Here is an 18,038-nt window from a genome sequence, read left to right on the forward strand (position 1 = left end):
CAGATGCTAGAAAAGAGGAAGCCGATTCAGGTTGCTGAAGCAGTTAAAAAAGTAATGAGTTATAAACAAAGCGGCGCCGTTGAATTTGTCTCAATTAAGGAAAGTCATGGTAGATATTTAGGAAAAGATTTAACTGCAACAAGTGATGTACCACATTTTAATCGCTCCCCATACGATGGCTTTGCAGTGAGGTCTATAGATACGAAAGAAGCTTCTTTACAAAATGAGGTCGTTTTTGAAGTAGTTGATCATATTGGAGCAGGCTACGTATCCTCAAAAAAAATAGGACCAATGCAAGCAGTACGTATTATGACGGGGGCAAAAATCCCTGATTCATGTGATTGCGTCGTTATGCTTGAGGTAGCGAGATCGTTTGAAGATGGGGATCAATCGTATATGTCTATTAAGCGTAGCTTCAACGCTGGTGACAATGTTTCTTTTCAAGGGGAAGATGCAAAGAAAGGTGAGGTACTCGTTGAAAAGGGAACGAAAATCAATCCTGGTATCCAAGCCATTCTAGCGACATTTGGGTATGCTGAAGTACCTATAGCTAAAGGGCCGGTTATTGGGTTATTTGCCACCGGAACGGAATTATTAGAAGTGGAAGAAGAACTAGAAGATGGAAAAATAAGAAATAGTAATAGTACGATGCTCATAGCGCAAATTGAACGCGTTGGTGCTGATGTGAAATATTATGGTAAACTACCAGATGATTTTGATACATGTTACGAAGCGATTGCGACTGCGATTGATGATGTAGACATTCTCATCACAACAGGTGGTGTATCTGTAGGAGACTTTGATTATCTCCCTGCGATATACGAGAAACTACAGGCGGAGGTTCTGTTTAATAAAGTCGCAATGAGACCAGGCAGTGTTACGACAGTAGCACAGATAAATGGAAAATTATTATTTGGCCTCTCTGGGAATCCTTCTGCTTGTTATGTTGGCTTCGAATTATTTGCAAGACCAATCATTCGTTATATGTTAGGTTGCCGCTCCCCTCATTTAAGAAAAGAAACAGCGATCTTACAACAGGATTTTCCAAAAGCAAATCCATTTACAAGATTCGTTAGAGCCGATGTGTATGTCACAAATGGCTCATTGATGGTGCGACCTAGCGGTGTTGATAAATCAAATATTGTCATGAGTTTAGCAAGAGCAAATGCATTTATGGCATTGCCAGGTGGAACGAGAGGCTATGGTGTTGGAGATATTGTTGAAGTTTTCATGCTTGAAGATTTTGTGGGTAGCAATTGGCCGTGGTAACACCTAAAATTATGCAAGTGGTTGGTTATCAAAATAGTGGTAAAACGACATTCGTCACTCAACTTGTACAAGCTTTAGCAGAAAAAGACTTGAATGTCGCAACGATTAAACATCATGGCCACGGAGAACCTGATGTAGTATCAAATAAAGATAGTAGTAGACATATCGTATCAGGAGCCACTGCTACCATTGTCGAAGGTGAAGGCATGCTATTAATGCAAGCAAAAAAGCTTAATTGGACACTTGAAGAGCAGATTCAGGTACTAACTTATATGAATCCAGATGTTATTATTATTGAAGGACATAAAAAAGCAAACTATCCTAAAGTTCTTTTACTGAGGGATGAAACCGATCAAAGCCTTATTGAGCAACTGTCAAACATCAAATATATAGTGACAAAAGATGATAACAACGAAGTGGTTATAAAAGAAATAGTGAATAAACTTATACGGTAGTTCATTACATGATATTAGTACATAAGATACTCCCCTAAAGGTAGACAGGTTTTAAATAAACCTACTCTACTTGTAGGGGAGTATTTTATTATGCATTCAATTGTTTAGAAAAATGGAGATGAACGAAAGGAGTTTAAAGTTAAAAAGAACAGCAAAAAGATTTTTTTAAATAAATAAATCATTTTTGGTTTAATTGGTATATTTTCGGGTAGGGGTTTAAATAAAAGTCCGAAAAATGAGTTAAATCTAAATTTTTATTTAATTTGTTAAAAAAACTTACAAAAACCTGTTGCATTTCTTTTCAGAAATTTCTATAATAGTAGTTAAATATTTAATAAATATAAATAAAAATTTATAAATATACAAAACTAAAGGGTGACGTGATGAAAGCTTCAATTATTGGTACAACAGGATATGGTGGGGCAGAACTATTGAGAATATTAAAAAACCACCCCGAATTTGAAATCTCTTCTATACATTCCACTAGAGATAATTTAGCCATTTCTGATGAATATCCACATTTAATCGGAATCATGAACAATCAATTACAAAAGATAGAGCCTGAGAAAATTAGTGAAAGTTCAGATATTGTGTTTTTAGCAACCCCCTCTGGTGTATCAGGTGAATTAGCGGCACAATTTGTGAATAAAAATATTAAAATAGTAGATTTATCGGGAGATTTAAGGTTACCAGCATCCGAATATAAACAATGGTATAAGAAAGACCCTACTTCTGATGAGGTGATTAATCAGGCGGTATATGGATTAACTGAGTGGAATCGAGACCAAGTGAAAACTTCACACCTGATTTCGAATCCTGGTTGTTATCCGACTGCTACATTATTAGGTTTAGCTCCTGTAGTTGTTGAGCATTTAATAGAAAAAGATCAAATTATCATAGATGCCAAATCAGGCATCTCTGGTGCGGGTCGCTCTCTATCAAGGACGTCAAGTTACGCTGAGGCAAATGAGAACTTCTCGGCATATAAAGTGAATCAACATCAACATACACCTGAAATTGAACAACAATTAAAAGTGTGGAATAAGGAAATGGAAGCAATCACCTTTACCACACAGTTACTACCAATTACCAGAGGTATAATGGCTACAAGTTATGTGAAACTGAAAGAAAATTATTCGACTAAACAGTTGGTGGAATTATACGAGCATACTTACCAGCAAAGTCCGTTTGTACGTGTCAGACCAGTCGGTAATTATCCATCAGTAAAAGAGGTAGCCGGTTCTAATTATTGTGATATTGGTTTACATGTTGACGAGCGCACAGGCCGAATGACAATTATCTCTGTAATTGATAATTTAATGAAAGGGGCAGCTGGTCAGGCTGTACAAAATGCAAATTTAATGTTTGGAATGGAAGAAACGACAGGGCTGGAGATGACCCCGTTATACCCATAAGGAGGAACGACAAACAATGGAAGCAACTAAAAACAGCCTTATTACATATATACAAGACGGCTCTATTACAACACCAAAAGGTTTTAAGGCTGATGGTATTTATGCAGGGCTTAGTAAAGGGAAAAAGGATCTTGGAATGATTGTTAGTGAACAACCAGCGAGTAGTGCAGGTGTTTATACAACAAGTTCCTTTAAAGCGGCTCCTTTGTTAGTAACCCAAGAAAGTATTGTCGCCAAAGGTAAGCTTCAAGCGATTGTCGTAAATAGTGCTTGTGCAAATGCTTGTACAGGGAAGCGAGGGCTTGAAGACGCTTATAAGATGAGAAAGCTGACTGCAGAGCAATTAAATTTGACTGAGCACTTGGTCGGAGTAGCATCTACTGGAGTCATTGGCGAATTTTTAGATATGGAAAAAATCGAACAAGGGATAAAATCCATCCAACCACAAGCAACAAAAGAACATGCTAATAGTTTTGCTACAGCAATTTTAACAACTGATTTAATTGATAAGCAGACTTGCTACTCAGCTGAAATAGCGGGTGGGACGATTCATATGGCAGGAGCAGCAAAAGGGTCAGGTATGATCCACCCTAATATGGCAACAATGCTTGGTTTTGTGACAACGGATGCGCAGGTAAGTCCCGGTGATTTACAGATGGCACTTAAAGAAATCACAAACGAGACATTTAACCAGATTACAGTAGATGGAGATACATCTACAAATGATATGGTCCTTGTGATGGCAAATGGAATGAGCGAAACGGAAAGATTGAGTCCAGATCATAAAGATTGGCCGATTTTTATAGCTTTGTTAAAACAAACATGTGAAGAGTTGGCAAAATCAATTGCTAGAGACGGCGAAGGTGCTACAAAACTTGTTGAGGTAATAGTCAAAGGTGCAATCACAAACGAAGAGGCACAAAAAGCGGCTAAACAAATTGTTGGTTCTAATTTAGTGAAGACAGCTATTCACGGAGCAGACGCTAATTGGGGGCGAATTATTGGTGCGCTTGGGCAAAGTCAAGTACAGGTTGATCCGAATAATGTAGATATTTCTATAGGCCCCATTCAGATGTTAAAAGAGAGTACTCCCGTTTCCTTTTCTGAAGAAGAAGCGAAGGCATATTTACTTGGTGAAATGGTGGAAATTCACGTTGATCTACATATTGGCGAATGCTTAGGAAAAGCTTGGGGATGCGATTTGTCGTATGATTACGTGAAAATAAATGCAAGTTATCGTTCCTAAGGAGGAATAGACAATGAAGCGTATTGTAATCAAATGTGGGGGAAGCGTGATGGATCAGCTATCACCTGCGTTCTTTGAAAGTTTACATCATTTACAGAAGAATGGTTACCAACTTATTTTCGTTCACGGTGGTGGTCCTGAAATAAACAAAATGCTGCAAATACACAAGGTAGAATCACAATTTATCAATGGTTTAAGAAAAACAACGCCAGAGACGATGAAGATTGTTGAAATGGTGTTATCAGGTGTAGCCAATAGGAAGTTAGCAACATTGCTTGATAGTAATGGTTTTGAAGCAGTTGGTTTGAATGGGAGTGACCACGGTTTTCTACAAGCTGATTTTATTAATGAAGCAGAGCTTGGGTTAGTAGGAGAAATTACCAAAGTGAAAGCGGAGTTATTAGAAGTAATTCTTAATAAAGGCTATATACCTGTTGTCACGCCTATTGCTACAACAGAAGATGGTAAGAAGTTAAACATCAATGCAGATTTTGCTGCTGCATCTGTAGCAAAAGCAATTGAAGCGGAAATGTGTATATTCGTCACCGATGTTGAAGGAGTATTAATTAATAAACAACTCGTAGAGCATTTAGATACAGAAGAAATAAAACAGCATATTGACAGTGGTGAGATATCGGGCGGGATGATACCAAAGGTAAACTCTGCAGTGGCGGTGTTAGAACAAGGCCTTGCTAGTGTAATGATTGCTTCTGGGAAGCACAACTTTTTTAATGGAGAAGCATGGACAGGGACAAAAATGACAAAAAAACAAGTAGAGGTGGTACAATAATGAATCATTTATTCCCCACATATGCTCGCTGGGAAGTAGAACCAGCAGAGGCAAAAGGCACAAAACTAATAGATAAAAACGGGAAAGAATATTTAGATTTCACATCCGGAATTGGTGTCACTAACTTAGGTCATCGCCCCGAATCAGTCCAAGCAGCGATCACAAAGCAATTAAATAAGTTTTGGCATGTATCCAATCTATTTACACAAGAACAACAAGCATTGGCAGCAGAAAAGTTAGCTCATGCATCTGGTTTAGCTTATACATTCTTTGCAAATAGCGGAGCAGAGGCAAATGAAGGGGCAATTAAATTAGCCAAAAAAGCTACAGGTAAAGACAAAATCCTTACATTTAACAAATCTTTTCACGGTAGAACAATTGCTACGATGGGGGCAACAGGTCAGGATAAAGTAAAACAAGGGTTTGGGAGTATGCTGCCAACATTTTCGCATGCTACTTTTAATGATATCGAGTCGGTGAAATCATTAATAGATCATGAAACAGCAGCCGTGATGGTGGAAGTGGTTCAAGGTGAGGGTGGTATTCACCTTGCGGATTCGGCCTTTTTGGAAGAATTGCAACAATTATGTCAAGAATACCAAGCATTGCTCATTATTGATGAAATTCAAACAGGCATTGGTAGAACAGGTAAACCATTTGCCTTTCAACATTATGACCTACAACCAGACATTATTACTTGTGCAAAAGGGCTTGGAAGTGGGCTACCAATCGGTGCTATCATAGGCAAAGAAAATCTAAAGGAATACTTTGGTCCAGGTAGTCATGGTTCCACATTTGGAGGAAACCCATTAAGTATTGCTTCAGCGATCGCTACAATGGAGATAGTCTTCAATGAGGATTTTTTGTCAGAAGTGAATGAAAAGGCAGAATATTTACTTGAACAGTTGAAGGAATCACTATACAATATAGAAGAGGTAACCGCTATTCGTTCATTAGGATTAATGATTGGTATAGAGATGAATACAAATACGGCATCTTTAATGCAATTCTTAAGAAATGATGGCTTGCTTACGTTATCGGCGGGTGAGAATGTCTTGAGATTATTACCACCGTTAACAGCAACAGTAGAAGAGATAAATCAAGCAGTAGCTATACTGAAAAAGAATATAGTTCCAGTTCAGACAGCCTGAAATATGGCTGCATTTTTAAAACTAAAAATGCATAAAAATTAATTTTGTTTAATGAATATACAAGTTCACGAGGTGTTAAAGATGGAAGGGTATTTACATTTAAAAAGCGGTCATTGTTATAAAGGGGAATGGCTAAATACGCCACCACAAAATGAGGTTGCAGGAGAAATTGTTTTCTTTACAGGAATGACAGGTTATCAAGAAGTGCTAACAGATCCATCCTACAAAGATCAGATTATCGTTTTCACTTATCCTTTAATTGGGAATTACGGTGTGAATGAATCAGACTTTGAGAGTAAAAAGCCACATGTAGCTGGCGTGATTGTTTATGAGGGGACAAATGAACCTTCTCATTATCAATCTGCCTATACACTGAAGGAGTATTTGCGTAAATGGAATATTCCTGTGCTAGGGCATATGGATACGAGGTCAATTGTGAAAAAAATTCGGGCAGTTGGTTCCATGCCAGCAACTATGTCCGCTCATTCTGTAAAAGATACAACATGGAGTAAACAAGAGGATCATAAGGTTGAAATGGTTTCTAATCCTCAGATGCACATATATGGTGAAGGTGATAAGCATATTGTTCTTTATGATTTCGGCTATAAGAAATCAATACTTAATAGCTTATTACAGCAAAATTGTAAAGTGACTACTGTGCCATTTTCTACAACATTCAATGAAGTTGCTAAGTTAAATCCTGATGGTATCCTTCTGTCCAATGGTCCTGGAGATCCGAAAACGCTTCAACACGTCTTACCCGAACTTAAAAAAGTAATTACCAGCTACCCTACTTTAGGGATTTGTTTAGGACATCAGTTGGCAGCACTTGCACTTGGGGGTAACACAACAAAGTTATCTTTTGGACACAGAGGGGCGAATCACCCTATTAGTGATTTAAAAACAGGACGTGTCATGATGTCTTCGCAAAACCATAGCTATGTTGTTGATACAGTAAGTTTAGAAACAACTGGATTTAAAACAAGGTTCATTAATTTGCATGATCAATCTGTTGAGGGTCTCACTCATGAAATTTATCCGATTGAGACGGTACAATTTCACCCTGAAGCTAACCCTGGACCAACCGATACGCATTATTTATTTTTAGAATTTATTCAAACGATTGAAGAGAAGAAAGGGAGCGTTATCGCATATGCCTAAAGACAACAGTATCCAATCAATCCTGGTCATCGGATCGGGACCAATCGTGATTGGGCAAGCAGCAGAATTTGACTACGCAGGCACGCAAGCATGCGCGGCGCTTAAAGAAGAAGGCTATAAGGTGATATTAGTAAATAATAACCCTGCAACAATTATGTCAGATCACGCATTTGCAGATAAGATTTACTTTGAACCATTAACAGTAAATAGTATTGAAAAAATCATTCAAAAAGAAAAACCAGATGGCTTATTAGGAACTTTAGGAGGTCAAACAGGTCTAAATTTAACCTTTCAACTAAGTGAAGCAGGCGTATTAGATAAATATGAGGTGAAACTATTAGGGAGTAGTATCGAAGCAATAAAAAAAGGTGAAGATCGGGAAGCATTTCGCCAATTAATGAATGACTTAAATGAACCAGTTCCAGAGAGTGAAATCGTTCATCATGTGGAAGAAGCGGTTGCGTTTGCTGAAAAGATTGGTTTCCCTATCATTATCCGACCTGCTTATACCCTTGGCGGAACAGGGGGCGGTATTGCAACAGATATGAATGAATTAAAGCATTTCGTTAAGAGTGGCCTAAAAGAAAGTACGATTACGCAAGTACTTGTAGAAAGAAGTATTGCTGGGTTTAAAGAAGTAGAATATGAAGTGATGCGCGACAGCAACAATACTTGTATCACCATTTGTAATATGGAAAACATTGATCCAGTAGGTGTACATACAGGAGATAGTATTGTTGTTGCCCCGAGTCAGACATTAAGCGATGTAGAGTACCAAATGCTTCGTAGTGCTTCTGTCAAAATTATTTCTGAGTTAGGCATCATTGGTGGATGCAATATTCAATTTGCTCTAGACCCAGAAAGTAAAAATTACTACCTGATTGAGGTGAATCCTCGAGTTAGCCGATCTTCTGCTCTTGCTTCTAAAGCAACTGGATATCCGATTGCACGAATGGCAGCAAAGTTGGCTGTAGGCTATCATCTTTCTGAAATTATTAACCCAGTAACTGGTGATACTTTTGCTAGTTTTGAACCGGCACTAGACTATTGCATTGTCAAATTTCCAAAATGGGCGTTTGATAAGTTTTCTGATGCTGATCGCAAATTAGGCACGCAGATGAAAGCAACAGGAGAAGTAATGGGGATTGATAGAAACTTGGAGAGAGCGTTGATCAAAGCGGTTCATTCCCTTGAAGGAAAAGGACTTGATCTTCACTATCCTCGGATTAAAAAAGATACAAAAGAGACGTTACTGAAGGAGCTAGCAGGCCAAACAGATGAAAGATTCTTTATTATATTAGAGTTAATGAGACGTGGGGTAAGCGCTGAAGAGATAAAAAACATCACTAAAATTGATTATTTTTATCTGTCAGCTTTCCAACGTTTAATCTCATTAGAAAAAGAGATTGCACAAGCTTCACTCGAAAATATTGAGCCAGAAATGATGCAACTGATCAAAGAAAAGGGCTTTGGTGATGCCTACCTTGCTTCAGTGTGGCACGTCGATGAAAAAGCTGTTCGTCATAAAAGAAAAGAAATGGGGATAATCCCATCTTATAAAATGGTTGATACATGTGCTGCCGAATTCGCTGCGTCTTCCAATTATTTTTACTCTAGCTATTTTGGAGAAAATGAACAAATACCAAGCGATAAAAGAAAAGTTTTAATCATTGGTAGTGGTCCGATACGAATTGGCCAGGGAATTGAATTTGATTATTGTTCTGTACAAAGTGTCTTTGCTTTAAAAGATGAAGGTATTGAAACGATTATGATTAATAATAATCCAGAAACAGTCAGTACGGATTTTACGACAGCAGATCGTCTTTATTTTGAACCATTAATCATTGAAGACGTGATGAATGTAATTGAAGCGGAACAAGTGAATGAAGTCATTGTTCAAGTAGGTGGACAAACAGCGCTTAACTTAGCTAATCAGCTAGAGGATTACGGGGTAAAATTACTCGGTACTGATTCGAAAACCATTGATACCCTTGAAGATCGAGAATTATTTTATCAATTATTAGATGAACTTGAAATCCCTCATATTCAAGGGTACGTTGCAGAAAATGAAGTTGAACTCGAACAATATGTAAACCAAATCGGCTATCCAGTATTGATTAGACCATCTTATGTTATCGGTGGGATGGGGATGGAAACCATTTATAATGATGAAGCGTTTCAAGTTTATAAAAAGAAGGATATTCCATTCCCTGTACTTGTGGATCAATTTTTACAGGCGAAAGAGGCGGAGCTTGACTTAGCCGCAGACGGAGAGCATGTTCTCATCCCGGCAGTTATGGAGCATATTGAAAGGACCGGGGTTCATTCTGGTGATAGTATGTCAGTCTTACCGCCACAAAGCTTATCAAAAGAAGTACAAAATCTTATGATTAAGTATGGACAATTGATGGTTAAAAAGCTTGGATATAAAGGTTTAATGAACATCCAATATATTATTGATGATAACAAAGTTTACTTACTTGAAGTAAACCCGAGGGCAAGTCGAACGGTGCCAATTGTAAGTAAAGTGACTGCTATTCCATTGGTTCAGGAGGCAACAAAAGTATTATTAGGAAAGCAATTTTTCGAAAAAGACCAACTTCCAGAAGATACGAAGCAAACATTTGTTACTGTCAAATATCCGGTTTTCTCTAACTATGCACTAAAAGGTCTTGATGCTAAAGTAGGACCAGAAATGAAGTCAACTGGGGAAGGAATTGCGTTAGCAGCGACTTTACCACAAGCTTTAAAGAAAGTGTTTCAATTACATGGAGATAAGGAACGGTCCGTTTTGTATAGTGGTGAATTAACAGATGGCATCAGGACATTGGCAAAAGAGTCAAAAACCAAATTGCTAGATGCTCAAGGGGCCGAATTAGATGAAACAACTGTTGCACTTTACAATCCTTTCACTGGTGATGAAAATCAACGTATGCGGGAATGGGCGGTTAAAAATCGCCTACACACTTTTAGTGAATTAGAGTCACTTGAAGCCTATTTACTTGCTTTAACAGAAAAGGATTGGCAAGCAGTAGCAATTGAGGATTGGCAAAACGACAATGTAAAGGAAGTGACGAAATCATGATTACAACATCGACTGTATGTGGTAAAAAGTTAGATATAAAAGGACAGGATATGCTAACATTAGCTGATTATTCTTCTGAAGAAATCAATGGACTTGTCGAAAAGGCATATGAAATGAAGCAAACGGATCATCAAGTCGAAGAGCCATTGAAGGGCAAAATATTGGGAATGATTTTTGAAAAGTCATCTACACGTACAAGGGTTTCCTTTGAAGCGGGTATGTTACAACTTGGCGGTCATGCCCTTTATTTAAATAGTAATGACATGCAAATCGGTAGAGGAGAAACGATTGCAGATACCGCAAAAGTATTATCTAATTATGTTGATGGCATTATGATTCGTACATTTTCTCATGATATTATAGAAGAACTTGCCACACATGCTACTATTCCAGTAATTAATGGGTTAACGGACCTTTATCATCCTTGTCAAGCACTAGCAGACTTGTTAACGATTAAAGAAGTAAAAGGAAAATTAGCAGGTATTCGTTGTGTTTATGTTGGAGATGGCAATAATGTAGCTCACTCATTAATGATTGCGGCAGCAAAAGTTGGCATGCATATGACGATTGCATGTCCGAAAGGCTACGAACCAGATGAAAAAGTGGTCACTTTAGCACAAGGATTTGCTGAAGTGACGGGCAGTAAAATTGTCGTCGAAAACGACGTAAAAAAGGCGGTTGATGGAGCTGATGTCATCTATACGGACGTCTGGACGAGTATGGGTCAAGAAGAAGAAAATGAAATGCGTTTACAAGTCTTTCATGATTATCAAGTGAACGAGTCACTTGTAGCCTATGCAAAAGAAGATTATTTATTCCTTCACTGTTTGCCCGCACACCGTGGGGAAGAAGTCTCGGCGCCTGTTATTGACGGTGATCACTCCGCTGTTTTCCAACAAGCAGGCAACCGTCTTCACGCACAAAAAGCCTTATTAACTGAATTACTATAGTGTTGTAACAAGCTGAAGCACGAACTATTCTGTTCCTAGAATGGTTCGTGCTTTTTATCATTTGAGGGGAATTTAGGAAGTTTGAGGGTGAGCAAAAAAGGGTTTGCTCGTACATTGAGAGGAAAAAACGCAGGGATAGCGAAGCAAAGTGAGTGAGCTCGTACATCAAGATGAAAATGCGTTGGAATAGCGTATCAAAAAGGATTTGTTCGTACATCATGAGTGAAAAACGCAAAGATAGCTGCGGGGTAAGAGTAATTTAAAAAGTACACCCAACAATAAAAGCGCCAGAGACAGGCTTGCAATCTGATTTGAGGAAAACACAATACCTACAATTTCCTTTATGATTCGTCCTTCTCGCGGAAATAATAAAAGTGTAAGTTTGAAGGAGGTGCTCATTTTGGGACAAAATCGACAATTTAGAGCAGGGCAGAAAGCGCCAAATAATGGTAAATATATTGAGATTGGTGAAACTGGCAGTAATGTGAATAACCCACAAGTGGTAAGTCTTCGTGCGGGTGATCGATTTCCTGAAAACTCAAACCATAATCGATTATGGACTTATCAAAGAAAACCATAATAAAGAACGAATCAGATGCCATCCCAAAATGTGGATGGCTTTACATATGGCAGGAAATAATTTTATAATAAAACAAAGGTCAAAAAAGGTCAGGAGTGTGACGTGCGATTGGATATTAATCAAATGACAACCTCTTTGCAAGAAGGTTTAATGACTGCCAAAAGGATGGCGACAAATAAAGGTCACCAAGAGGTGGATACGGTGCACCTTTTCCTTTCCTTCTTGCAGGAGGATCATCTATTTACAAATATTTTAAGACGAAGTGATTTTACAATTGAAAATGTGAAACAATCATTGCAACATTTATTAGAAAGAAAACCCAGGGTTAGTGGAAGTGGTGCGGATTTAAATTCTTTTTATCTTACTAATGATTTAAGAAAAACCTTGTCAAAAGCAGAAGAATTAAAATTGCAATGGCAGGACAATTATATATCCATTGAACATGTTTTATGGGCAGTGATTGTGGCAAAGACGAATGTTACAGACCTCTTTTTAATGAAAAAGAAGGATATCCAACAAGCAATTGAAGAAATCAGGGGGAATCAAAAGGTGACATCACAAAACCCAGAAGGTACTTATGAAGTACTTCATAAATATGGTAGAGATTTAGTGGAAGAAGTGAAAACAGGGAAATTAGATCCTGTCATTGGCAGAGATCAAGAAATCCGTAATGTAATTCGCATACTTTCAAGGAAAACGAAAAATAATCCTGTCCTCATCGGTGAGCCAGGTGTTGGTAAAACAGCAATTGTTGAGGGATTAGCACAGAGAATTGTTAGAAAAGATGTACCAGAGGGACTGAAAGATAGGACGATTTTCTCATTAGATATGAGTGCGTTAATTGCTGGTGCTAAATTTAGAGGTGAATTTGAGGAACGTTTAAAAGCAGTGTTAGCAGAGATTAAAAAGAGTGATGGTCGTATTCTTCTGTTTATAGATGAGATACATACAATCGTTGGAGCTGGTAAAACAGAAGGTGCGATGGACGCTGGTAATATGTTGAAGCCGATGCTTGCCCGAGGTGAGCTACATTGTATTGGCGCAACAACATTGGATGAACATAGAAAGTATATTGAAAAAGATCCGGCATTAGAGAGAAGGTTTCAACAAGTATTAGTAAAAGAACCCGATGTAGAAGACTCTATCTCTATTTTAAGAGGTTTAAAAGAGCGATTCGAAATTCATCATGGGGTCAATATTCATGACAGGGCTATTGTTGCAGCAGCTACTTTATCTGATCGTTATATTACAGATCGTTTTTTACCAGATAAAGCGATTGATTTAATTGATGAGGCATGTGCAATGATCCGGACAGAGATTGACTCTATGCCTACGGAGCTGGATGAAGTAACAAGAAAGGTAATGCTGCTTGAAATTGAAGAGGCCGCTCTGCTAAAAGAGTCTGATGAAATCAGTCAAGGGAGGTTAGAGAAACTAAGAGAAGAACTTACTAACTTTAAGGAACAAGCGAAAGAAATGAGGGCGAAATGGTTAACAGAAAAGGCTGCGATACAATCGATACAATCAAAACGAGAGCAGTTAGAAATTTTGAAAAGAGAGCTAGAGGAAGCTGAGAATAAGTATGACCTTAATAAGGCAGCAGAGTTAAGACATGGTAAAATCCCTGCATGTGAAAAGGAGTTACAACAATTAGAAGAAGAGACGAATAATAAAGAAAATGATAACCGTTTATTACGTGAAGAGGTCACTGAAGAAGAAATTTCTGATATTGTATCGAGATGGACTGGTATACCTGTCTCTAAATTAGTTGAAAGTGAACGGGAGAAGTTATTGCGACTAGAGTCGATTCTACAAAAAAGAGTCATCGGTCAAAATGAAGCCATCACACTTGTCTCCGACGCAGTCTTAAGAGCAAGAGCAGGCATAAAAGACCCAAAACGGCCGATTGGTTCTTTTATTTTCTTAGGTCCTACTGGGGTTGGAAAAACAGAGTTGGCAAAGGCGTTAGCGGAATCTTTATTTGATAGTGAGGAACATATCATTAGAATTGATATGTCGGAGTATATGGAAAAACATGCGGTATCAAGACTAGTTGGTGCACCACCAGGTTATGTTGGGTATGAAGAAGGCGGACAATTAACAGAAGCGGTTCGTAGGAATCCGTATGCAGTCATATTACTAGACGAAATAGAGAAAGCACATCCTGAAGTGTTCAATATTCTTTTACAAATGTTGGATGATGGAAGGGTTACTGATTCTCAAGGCCGAACAGTTGATTTTAAAAATACCGTTATCATAATGACATCAAATATAGGGTCTCATATCTTGCTTGAACGCGATGAAGCGAAAGAGAAGGGTAATATAATAGAAGAAACTCGGAATAAAGTATTAGAAATGTTACGTTCGCATTTCCGGCCAGAGTTTTTAAATAGAGTAGATGAGGTTATTTTATTTCATCCTTTAGGTATAGAAGAGATGAAAGGAATTGTTGAAAAACTAATCCATGAACTACAACAAAGGTTAATTCATCAACAAATTATCTTAACGATAGATGATAAGGCAAAGGCTTTTATTGCAGAAACGGCTTTTGACCCCATATACGGTGCAAGACCATTGAAGCGTTACATGCAAAGAGAAATTGAAACAGCATTAGCAAAAGAAATGATCGCGGGAAATATCCAAGCGAAATCACATGTAGCTATCTCTAGTGACAGTACAAAACTTATCATAAAACAATCATGAACCAGTGGAAAATAGCATAAACTGGATATATTAACGAAAGTAAAAAAACAAAAGTCATCCATATTGGATGACTTTTGTTGCCATTCTTAGTGTAGTCCTTCCTTCTCTTCTGGTGCTGCAGGAATGACAGCAGCGAGAATGTAAAGGAGAATACTTACTGCAACCGAAAGGACGGTTGCCGTTTGTAAATCATAACTTACACCATTCATGTTGCTTACTACATAAGTAACCATATTCATAAGTAAGAATGTCCAAATGAACGTCCAAATGTATTGCATTTTTACTCACCTCATACGTATGTCAGTCTATTTAATAGTATCATACAATGGTTGGATTATAAACGTGATTCACTGATTTTTTTTCATAGGATTATGTCTAAAATGTGAATAACAGTTGGAATCAAGCGTTTGAACTAATTCATTAAAAGCTAGGCAAATATCCTATTCAAATTACCTGTACAATCATACATTAGTATGAACAACAGTAAAGGGGTTAATAAAATGGATAGCCGAAACTTTCAACTGCATACAGAATGGAATATGATTCATTACCCAGAAAAGCCAAGTGGTTTCGGTGTTCTTATCATTGGGGATGAACGCCATTTTGTTGATGAGAAACAAAGCTTCTGGACACAAAATGAAGGGAAATCATCTCTCATTTCATCATTAAGAAGAGATGGTTATACTATCTTTTATTCGAATCTATATGGGCGAAATTGGGGAAGTCGTAAAGCCATTGAGATGGCAAAAAGATTGTATGCCCATACGATTAGACATGAAATTATTAATGAAAGAATCCATATAATTGCTGAAGGTATGGGCGCACTTGTCGCTGGAGCATTAATGAATGAAATGAATGAGAATATACGGTCGATTACGTTTATCAATCCCATCTTTTCATTAAAAACACATTTGGAACAAGAAAAAGAACATAAATTTTTCTATAAAAAATTAAAGAAAGAAGTTGAAGCTGCACTTGTGAGTAATATTAAAGAGATAGATGAATCCATCGTAATAAATGAAGAACAATTCCTTCAAGTAGACCTCCCAGTAAAAATCATTCATATCCTCTCAAGTAGTCGTGCATATAAACAATCTCATCATTTAAAAGACTTATCAGTGAAATGGTCAGAAAACAATCAACGAGTCTCAATCAATTATTTATTACCAGAAAAAAGGCATAGTTTAAGCTACCATATTATTCGATTTCTCAACGAAAATGAGTCGATATTATAAGTCTGAGGAAAAAATCCCTCAGACAATTTTTTTTTGAAATGTAAAACTTGCTAGTTTGTTATAAGTCATATTTGAGTGAGAGATTTCGATGATATATAAAGATAATTCCGCATAGTATACAATAAAACAGACGACTGGAGGCTGGGGTATGAAGCAAGCAGTTGTAATTGATGGTTATAGTTTTGTAGGTTTTGGCGCTTGTAAAGGGTTGTTAGAAGAAGGGGTCGAGGTTTTACTGCTCAATTCATTGAAGGCAGATGATGCTTTAGAAAAACAATTATCCGTTGGGAGAAATGCGAACTTAACCGAAGTGGATATAGATAGTTTAAACACTTTGCTTGAAGAAGAGGCCACTGTTTTTATTGATGGTTACAGTTTATATATTAAAGATATAAACATGGAGAGGTTTTTAGTTCCTTTCTTAGATAAAATCTCTTTTGAAAAGCGAAAATGTGTGATTACTTTGCCCATTCAATGGTTGTATACAGGTCATTCAAAAAAATGGGTGCAAAAGACCTTTTCTCATGCTCATATCTATTACTTACCAACAGTATATGGACCGTTTCAACCGGAAGAAATGCTTTTTCAACAAAAGCTGATGCATACTAACCACAATAAAAGTGTCAGTGAAAAGGAATGGCGGAATGATGCTGTTTATATTGACGAAGCCATCACCTGTTTATTGCATGATTTTTTATCAAACAATAAGAGTGGAGAAAAAATAATTAGCAGTGGAATTGAAAACCATTGGCAGCAATGTGTAGATTATTTACAAATTAATCTTGAAAATCATACTGTAAAAGAAGATAACAGTTTAAGAGACGAACCTCAAACAATTCATATTCATAACCATCTATCGGTGGAAAAAGCGCTTAGTCAACAGAAAAGACATGTGGATATTCTCCCATAAATATAAAGTACTTTCATCGGAAAAACCTTTTCAATCACTAGGATAAAAGGTTAGAATGATGTTAGTTGGTCTTTTCGAAAGAAAAAATCAACTAACATAAAGGGGCGAAAGATATAGAAATGAAGAAAGCTTTAATTAGGTGGGGGAGTTTGGTTCTATGCCTTCTCTTATTATCGTCATGTGGACAGGTATTTTCTGGGGGTCAGCTGCAAAAGGCTGGCTTATTAGTGCCGGATACCATTAATGATCAAGTGTGGGGTACGAAAGGGTATAAAGGCCTACTCAAGATACAGTCTACTTATGATATTGATGTGTATTATAAAGAAGGGATGAACTCACAACTCGTTGTCGAAAGAGCGGTAAAGGAATTTTCAAAAAAAGGGGTCAATTTAATTTTCGGACATGGAAATGAATATGCAGAGTACTTTAATCAAATATCAGCACAATATCCAAATATTCAGTTTGTAAGCTTTAACGGGGACGCACAAAATGAAAATACGACAAGTTTAAATTTTGAAGGCTATGCAATGGGCTTTTTCGGAGGTATGGTGGCTGGTGAGATGACAGCTACTAATATTGTTGGTATTATTGCGGCATTTGAATGGCAACCAGAAGTAAAAGGTTTTATTGATGGTGTGAACTTTCAAAATGATGAAGCAGATGTTAAAATACATTATGTTGAAAATTGGGATGATGCCCATAAGGCTGCAGGGTTAATGGACAAGTTGGTCATAGAAAAAGCAGATGTCGTTTATCCAGCAGGTGATGGATATAATGTCCCTGTCATTGAAAAAGTAAAAGAGCATGGTTTATATGCCATTGGTTATGTTTCTGACCAATCCCATCTAGGAAAATCAGCAGTATTAACAAGTACGATTCAACATGTTGACCATTTGTATGAAATAGTAGCAGAACAATTTCATAATGGAGAACTTCAGTCTGGAAACCTTTCTTTTGACTTTCAAGAAGATGTCATTTCATTAGGTGCGTATAGTCCAGAATTATCTCCAACCTTTATTCAACAATTAAATACAGCAGTAAAAAAATATAAAGAAACAGGTAATTTACCGACAGAACCATCATAGGAG

General features: G+C 37.3%; 15 protein-coding genes. 14 read left to right on the top strand and 1 reads right to left on the bottom strand.

All coding sequences use genetic code 11. The features are described from left to right. Window positions 1-3 precede the first annotated feature (3 nt). From glp to clpB, 11 genes are all read left to right on the top strand, one after another. A complete protein-coding gene (gene glp / locus LG276_RS08525; RefSeq protein WP_404294055.1) occupies window positions 4-1,269 on the top strand; it encodes a gephyrin-like molybdotransferase Glp in 1,266 nt (421 codons plus the stop codon). Further along, window positions 1,263-1,724, top strand: a complete 462-nt coding sequence (gene mobB, locus LG276_RS08530) for a molybdopterin-guanine dinucleotide biosynthesis protein B (RefSeq protein ID WP_404294410.1) — start codon at window positions 1,263-1,265, stop codon at window positions 1,722-1,724. The genes glp and mobB overlap by 7 nt, the downstream gene beginning before the upstream one ends. A 383-nt stretch (window positions 1,725-2,107) precedes the next feature. Then, complete coding sequence (gene argC, locus LG276_RS08535) at window positions 2,108-3,139, top strand: N-acetyl-gamma-glutamyl-phosphate reductase (RefSeq protein WP_224937724.1); 1,032 nt, start codon at window positions 2,108-2,110, stop codon at window positions 3,137-3,139. A 16-nt stretch (window positions 3,140-3,155) separates the two neighbouring features. After that, entirely contained in the window at window positions 3,156-4,385 is a 1,230-nt protein-coding gene (gene argJ / locus LG276_RS08540) for a bifunctional ornithine acetyltransferase/N-acetylglutamate synthase (RefSeq protein ID WP_404294058.1), read from the top strand. Between the two features lie 13 nt (window positions 4,386-4,398). Continuing rightward, window positions 4,399-5,175, top strand: a complete 777-nt coding sequence (argB, locus tag LG276_RS08545; RefSeq protein WP_224937726.1) for an acetylglutamate kinase — start codon at window positions 4,399-4,401, stop codon at window positions 5,173-5,175. After that, window positions 5,175-6,326: an acetylornithine transaminase gene (locus LG276_RS08550; protein ID WP_341103242.1), complete on the top strand. Its 1,152-nt coding sequence runs from the start codon at window positions 5,175-5,177 to the stop codon at window positions 6,324-6,326. Before argB ends, LG276_RS08550 begins: the two co-directional genes overlap by 1 nt. A gap of 81 nt (window positions 6,327-6,407) precedes the next feature. After that, window positions 6,408-7,487: a carbamoyl phosphate synthase small subunit gene (locus tag LG276_RS08555; protein ID WP_404294060.1), complete on the top strand. Its 1,080-nt coding sequence runs from the start codon at window positions 6,408-6,410 to the stop codon at window positions 7,485-7,487. Then, window positions 7,480-10,572 carry a carbamoyl phosphate synthase large subunit gene (locus LG276_RS08560; RefSeq protein WP_404294062.1) on the top strand — a complete coding sequence of 1,031 codons (3,093 nt, stop codon included), beginning with the start codon at window positions 7,480-7,482 and terminating at the stop codon, window positions 10,570-10,572. Before LG276_RS08555 ends, LG276_RS08560 begins: the two co-directional genes overlap by 8 nt. Then, window positions 10,569-11,522, top strand: a complete 954-nt coding sequence (argF, locus tag LG276_RS08565; RefSeq protein WP_404294065.1) for an ornithine carbamoyltransferase — start codon at window positions 10,569-10,571, stop codon at window positions 11,520-11,522. Before LG276_RS08560 ends, argF begins: the two co-directional genes overlap by 4 nt. A gap of 400 nt (window positions 11,523-11,922) precedes the next feature. Next, window positions 11,923-12,102 carry a YjzC family protein gene (locus LG276_RS08570; protein ID WP_095369821.1) on the top strand — a complete coding sequence of 60 codons (180 nt, stop codon included), beginning with the start codon at window positions 11,923-11,925 and terminating at the stop codon, window positions 12,100-12,102. A gap of 108 nt (window positions 12,103-12,210) precedes the next feature. Then, complete coding sequence (clpB, locus tag LG276_RS08575) at window positions 12,211-14,805, top strand: ATP-dependent chaperone ClpB (RefSeq protein ID WP_404294068.1); 2,595 nt, start codon at window positions 12,211-12,213, stop codon at window positions 14,803-14,805. 86 nt (window positions 14,806-14,891) lie between these two features. Here the strand turns inward: clpB and LG276_RS08580 are convergent, their stop codons facing one another. Next, on the bottom strand, window positions 14,892-15,083 hold the full coding sequence (locus LG276_RS08580; protein WP_224937731.1) for a YjzD family protein: 192 nt from the start codon (window positions 15,081-15,083) through the stop codon (window positions 14,892-14,894). 222 nt (window positions 15,084-15,305) lie between these two features. Between LG276_RS08580 and LG276_RS08585 the strand changes: the two genes are divergently transcribed. The 3 genes from LG276_RS08585 (at window position 15,306) to LG276_RS08595 (ending at window position 18,035) form a co-directional block, all read left to right on the top strand. Beyond that, window positions 15,306-16,040, top strand: coding sequence for a hydrolase (locus LG276_RS08585; protein ID WP_224937732.1), 735 nt, complete (start codon window positions 15,306-15,308; stop codon window positions 16,038-16,040). A 148-nt stretch (window positions 16,041-16,188) separates the two neighbouring features. Then, complete coding sequence (locus tag LG276_RS08590; RefSeq protein WP_404294070.1) at window positions 16,189-16,950, top strand: hypothetical protein; 762 nt, start codon at window positions 16,189-16,191, stop codon at window positions 16,948-16,950. Window positions 16,951-17,069: 119 nt separating this feature from the next. Continuing rightward, window positions 17,070-18,035 (top strand): BMP family ABC transporter substrate-binding protein, encoded by a 966-nt coding sequence (locus LG276_RS08595; protein WP_404294072.1) that lies wholly within the window; start codon window positions 17,070-17,072, stop codon window positions 18,033-18,035. The last annotated feature ends 3 nt before the right edge of the window (window positions 18,036-18,038 follow it).

Origin of the sequence: Cytobacillus kochii (assembly GCF_044790165.1) — a bacterium.
Classification (GTDB): Bacteria; Bacillota; Bacilli; order Bacillales; family Cytobacillaceae; genus Cytobacillus; species Cytobacillus kochii.

Coding starts and splice junctions, on each gene's coding strand:
- glp (WP_404294055.1), top strand. CDS start 4: ATGCTAGAAAAGAGGAAGCCGATTCAGGTTGCTGAAGCAGTTAAAAAA.
- argC (WP_224937724.1), top strand. CDS start 2,108: ATGAAAGCTTCAATTATTGGTACAACAGGATATGGTGGGGCAGAACTA.
- argJ (WP_404294058.1), top strand. CDS start 3,156: ATGGAAGCAACTAAAAACAGCCTTATTACATATATACAAGACGGCTCT.
- argB (WP_224937726.1), top strand. CDS start 4,399: ATGAAGCGTATTGTAATCAAATGTGGGGGAAGCGTGATGGATCAGCTA.
- LG276_RS08550 (WP_341103242.1), top strand. CDS start 5,175: ATGAATCATTTATTCCCCACATATGCTCGCTGGGAAGTAGAACCAGCA.
- LG276_RS08555 (WP_404294060.1), top strand. CDS start 6,408: ATGGAAGGGTATTTACATTTAAAAAGCGGTCATTGTTATAAAGGGGAA.
- LG276_RS08560 (WP_404294062.1), top strand. CDS start 7,480: ATGCCTAAAGACAACAGTATCCAATCAATCCTGGTCATCGGATCGGGA.
- argF (WP_404294065.1), top strand. CDS start 10,569: ATGATTACAACATCGACTGTATGTGGTAAAAAGTTAGATATAAAAGGA.
- LG276_RS08580 (WP_224937731.1), bottom strand. CDS start 15,083: ATGCAATACATTTGGACGTTCATTTGGACATTCTTACTTATGAATATG.
- LG276_RS08585 (WP_224937732.1), top strand. CDS start 15,306: ATGGATAGCCGAAACTTTCAACTGCATACAGAATGGAATATGATTCAT.
- LG276_RS08590 (WP_404294070.1), top strand. CDS start 16,189: ATGAAGCAAGCAGTTGTAATTGATGGTTATAGTTTTGTAGGTTTTGGC.
- LG276_RS08595 (WP_404294072.1), top strand. CDS start 17,070: ATGAAGAAAGCTTTAATTAGGTGGGGGAGTTTGGTTCTATGCCTTCTC.